This window comes from Sphingomonas azotifigens NBRC 15497 (genome assembly GCF_002091475.1).
GTDB classification, from domain to species: Bacteria; Pseudomonadota; Alphaproteobacteria; order Sphingomonadales; family Sphingomonadaceae; genus Sphingomonas; species Sphingomonas azotifigens.
Genome location: NZ_BCTR01000023.1, coordinates 1 through 4,802, shown reverse-complemented (window position 1 = coordinate 4,802; position 4,802 = coordinate 1). Strand labels below are relative to the sequence as shown.

Here is a 4,802-nt window from a genome sequence, read left to right as displayed (position 1 = left end):
GCGATGCGGCGCGGTCCCCCTCCCCCGGCACGCCGGGGGAGGAAACGCTCTTGTTTGGGTATCAGGCCGCTTCGCTGAATTGCAGCGCCGCCAGCCGGGCATAGAGCCCGCCCTTGGCGACCAGTTCGGCATGGGTGCCGGTCTCGACGATTCGTCCACCGTCCATCACGATGATCCGCCCGGCCGCTCGCACGGTCGCAAGCCGGTGGGCAATGACCAGCGTGGTGCGTCCCTGCATCAGATGCTCGAGCGCATCCTGCACCAGCTTCTCGCTCTCGGCATCCAGCGCGCTGGTCGCCTCGTCGAGCAGCAGGATCGGCGCGTCGCGGAGTAGCGCGCGGGCGATGGCGAGCCGCTGGCGTTGCCCGCCCGAGAGGCGTGCGCCGCCTTCGCCGAGAAAGGTATCCAGCCCCTGTGGCAGCTCGCGGAGGAACTCGGCGGCGTTGGCGGCCTCGGCCGCGGCCCAGATCGCCGCATCGCTGGCCTCCCAGGCGCCGTAGCGCAGATTGTCGCGGGCGCTGGCCGCGAAGATCACCGTTTCCTGCGGCACCATCGCGATGCGCGCGCGCACCTCGGCCGGGTCGGCCTTGGGGATGGCGACGCCGTCGATGCGGATCTCGCCGTTTTCGGGATCGTAGAAGCGCTGGAGCAGCTGGAACAGCGTCGACTTGCCGGCGCCCGAAGGGCCGACCACCGCCACCGTCTCGCCGGGGGCGACGAACAGCGAGAAATCCTGCAGCGCCGAAACTTCGGGGCGGGTGGGATAGCGGAAGGTCACCGCATCGAACGCAATCGCGCCTTCGGCCGGGCTGGGCAGCGCCACCGGGTTGGCGGGCGGCGCGATGTCCGGCTCCTGCTGGAGCAGTTCGGCAAGCCGGCTGGCGGCGCCCGAGGCGCGCAGCAGATCGCCATAGACCTCGGTCAGCGCGCCGAACGAGCCGGTGACGAGGCCGGCGGTGATCACGAAGGCGGTGATCGCGCCGCCGCTGATCTGCCCGGTCGCCACGCCCGATACCGCATCCCACATGATCAGCGTGATCGCAGTGAACAGCAGGCCGATCACCAGCGCGGTCATCACCGCGCGCAGGGCGAATCGCTTCTGCGCGGCGGCGAAGCTGCGCACGACGGCGTCCTGGAAGCGCTGGTTCTCGCGCCGCTCCTGCCCGAAGGCCTGGACGATCCGCATCGCCCCCAGCGTCTCGGAAGCAATCGCGCCGATATCGGCGACCCGGTCCTGGCTCGCCCGCGAATATTGCCGTACGCGCCCGCCCAGCCAGACGATCGGCAGCACGGTGAGCGGCATGCCGACGATCAGATAGGCGGCGATCTTGGGTGACAGCACGAACAGGTAGATCACCCCCCCGATGCCGGTCAGCAGGTTCCTGAGCGCGATCGACACGGTCGAGCCGACCACCTGCTCGACCAGCGCCGTATCCGAGGTGAGTCGCGACGAAATTTCCGAGGGGCGGTTTTCCTCGAACCATTTCGGCGGCAGGCGCAGCAGGTTGCGGTGCACCGCGACGCGCAGGTCCGCGACGGTGCGCTCCGCCACCCAGGAGATGAAGAAGAAGCGAATCGCCGTGGCGATCGACAGTACGAGGATGACCGCCAGCAGTCCCTCGAAATAGATGCCGATCTTGCTGGTATCGGCGCCCGCGGCGAAGCCGTTGTCGACGATCTGCTTGAAGGTGCGCGGGATCCACAGCGTCGCGAGCGACGAGGTGATCAGCGAGATCATCGCAATGGCGATCTGCGCCGGGTAGCGGCGGGTGAACTGCCAGATGACGAGCAGGCTGCTGAGCTTGCGGCGCGGCGCCGGCGGCGGGGTCGTGTCGGCCATGGCGCAAGCGAGTAGCGCGGTTCGCGGGGCAGGGGAACCACCTGCGGGTGTCTCTGTTCCGCATAGCTACGACGTTGCGGCGCACAAGGCGCACGTCTATATGAGTGGTAAGACAACCCCCGCTGCAGGGATCGGGGCACGGGGAAGGATTTTGCATGCTGTACGACGCCTACGAGATTCAGCGTTCCATGCTCGCCGGAGCGAGTGCTCTGGCCAATTTCAGTGCGGGACTGCTCAACAATCCGGCCAATCCGTTCGCCTATTTCGGCGGTGGGCCGGTGATGGCTTCGGCGCTGGAAGTGTTCGCACACGCCTCCGCTCCGCGCGGCAAGCCCGATTTCGGCCTCGACTTTACCGAGATCGATGGCCGCAAGGTTGAGGTCCATGAGGAGATCGTGCTCCGCAAGCCGTTCGGCCAGCTCAAGCGCTTCGTGCGCCAGGGTGTCGAGGGAGGGCCGAAGCTGCTGATCGTCGCGCCGATGTCCGGACACTATGCCACGCTGCTGCGCGGCACGGTGCAGCGGATGCTGCCGGTGGCCGACGTCTACATTACCGACTGGCGCGATGCGAAGCTGGTGCCGACCAGCGAGGGCCGCTTCGACCTCGACGATTATGTCGACTATGTGATCGATTTCCTCGCCCATATCGGCGCCGAGGGCGATCCGCGGCCGCACATGCTGGCGGTGTGCCAGCCTTCGGTGCCCTGCTATGCCGCCGCGGCGCTGATGAGCGCCGACCAGCATCCGAACCGGCCGCGCACGCTCACCATGATGGGCGGCCCGATCGACACGCGCGAGGCGCCGACCGCGGTCAACACGCTGGCGACCGAGCGGCCGTTCAGCTGGTTCGAGCAGAACGTCATCGCCACCGTGCCGATGAGCTATCCGGGCGCGCGGCGGAAGGTGTATCCGGGCTTCCTGCAGCTCGCCGGCTTCATGACGATGAACCTCGGCAACCACCTCATCTCGCACTGGGAGATGTTCAAGCATCTCGTCCAGGGCGACGACGAGAGCGCCGATGCGACGATGAAGTTCTACGAAGAATATCGCTCGGTCTGCGACATGACCGCCGAATTCTACCTGCAGACAATCTCCACCGTGTTCCAGACGCACGCGCTGCCCAAGGGCGAGATGCTGCACCGCGGCCGCAAGGTCGATCCGGGCGCGATCAAGGATATCGGCATCCTCGCGATCGAGGGCGAGCGCGACGACATCTCCGGCATCGGCCAGACCAAGGCGGCGCTGACCGTGGCGACCAACCTTCCGGAAGCGTTCAAGCAATATCACATGGCCGAAGGTGTCGGCCATTACGGCATCTTCAACGGATCGAAGTGGCGCAACCGGATTGCGCCGGTTGTCGAACAGTGGATGGCCACGCACGGCGGGTAAGCCGATCTTCCCTCTCTCCGCCGGGGAGAGGGGCTATGCCTCCCGCATATACACCGTCATCCCCGCGAAGGCGGGGATCCATTGGCGCTGAAGCCGCGGTTCTTTCCCCGAACGTCCTGGCAAATGGATTCCCGCTTTCGCGGGAATGACCAACGGGGTGTGGGGTGGTCCGCCCCATTCTCCCCCACGAGGGAGGAGGATGGGGATCGGCGCCCTCAAATCCCCCCTTCGTCCAGGCTGAGCAGCGTCGCATTGCCGCCGGCGCTGGTGGTGTCCACCGACACCGCCCGCTCCGCGCAGAAGCGGTGCAGATAGTGCGGGCCGCCTGCCTTGGGGCCGGTGCCGGACAGGCCCTCGCCGCCAAAGGGCTGCGAGCCCACCACCGCGCCGATCATCGAGCGGTTGATATAGAGATTGCCCACCCGCGCTTCGGCTTCCACCAGCTCGGCCGAGCGGGCGATGCGGCTGTGCAGGCCCATGGTCAGGCCGAAGCCCTTGGCGTTCACCCGCGCCACCGTCTCGGCGAGCGTACCCGCCTTCCAGGTGGCGACGTGCAGGATCGGGCCGAACCATTCGCGGGTCAGGTCCTCGGGGCGGTCGATGCGGATCATCGTCGGCGGCACGAACAGGCCGGTGGCGGGGACCGGCACGGTCTTAATCCACTGGGCCTTGGCGCTGTCGCGATAGGCCATCAGCTTGTCATAGGCCGCCTGGTCGATCACCGGGCCGATATCGGTGCGCGGATCGGCGGGGTCGCCGAGGATCAACAGCTCCATCGCGCCGCGCAGCATTGCGATCACGCCCTCGGCGATCTCCTCCTGGAGCAACAGCAGGCGCAGCGCCGAGCAGCGCTGGCCGGCCGAGCGGAAGGCCGAGGTGAGCACGTCGGCCACCACCTGCTCGGGCAGCGCGGTCGAATCGACGATCATCGCGTTGATGCCGCCGGTCTCGGCGATCAGCGGTACCAGCGGGCGGTCGTCGCCTTCGAGTAGAGCTGCCGCGATCTTCTTGGCGGTCGGCGTCGAGCCGGTGAAGGCCACGCCGGCGATGCGCGGATCGGCGGTAAGCGCGGCGCCCACCTCCGGGCCGCCGGTCACCAGCACCAGCGCATCCTCCGGCACACCTGCCTGGTGGGCGAGGCGCACGGCGGCGCGGGCAATCTCTGGCGTCTGCGGCGCGGGCTTGGCGACGATGGCGTTACCGGCGACCAGCGCGGCGGCGGTCTGGCCGAGGAAGATCGCCAGCGGGAAGTTCCACGGGGCGATCGTCGCCCAAACGCCGCGGCCTTCCATGCGCAACTCGTTGCGCTCGCCCGTCGGCCCGGGAAGCGCGATCGGCGCGAGGCCGGTGCGGGCCTGAAGCGCATAATAGCGGCAGAAATCGGCCGCCTCGCGGACTTCGCCGAGCGCATCGGGAATGGTCTTGAAGGCTTCCTTGACGGCCAGCGCCATCAGCTCGATGCGGTTCTCCTCGAGCAGGTCGGCAAGGCGCTCGAGGATTGCGGCGCGGGTGGCGAGGGGGGTGGCGGCCCAGCCAGGGAAGGCGGCGGTGGCGCGGTCGATGGCGGACTCTAC

3 protein-coding genes are annotated in these 4,802 nt (G+C 68.0%); 1 reads left to right on the top strand and 2 read right to left on the bottom strand.

Translation table 11 applies throughout. The features are described from left to right. Positions 1–61: 61 nt before the first annotated feature. Complete coding sequence (locus tag SAZ01S_RS10115) at positions 62–1,840, bottom strand: ABC transporter transmembrane domain-containing protein (RefSeq protein WP_084582154.1); 1,779 nt, start codon at positions 1,838–1,840, stop codon at positions 62–64. A gap of 155 nt (positions 1,841–1,995) precedes the next feature. Between SAZ01S_RS10115 and SAZ01S_RS10110 the strand changes: the two genes are divergently transcribed. Further along, positions 1,996–3,228 carry a polyhydroxyalkanoate depolymerase gene (locus SAZ01S_RS10110; protein WP_084582153.1) on the top strand — a complete coding sequence of 411 codons (1,233 nt, stop codon included), beginning with the start codon at positions 1,996–1,998 and terminating at the stop codon, positions 3,226–3,228. Positions 3,229–3,443: 215 nt separating this feature from the next. Here SAZ01S_RS10110 and SAZ01S_RS10105 read toward each other — a convergent pair. After that, a partial coding sequence (locus SAZ01S_RS10105) for an L-glutamate gamma-semialdehyde dehydrogenase (protein ID WP_084582152.1) occupies positions 3,444–4,802 on the bottom strand: 1,359 nt, incomplete at its 5' end.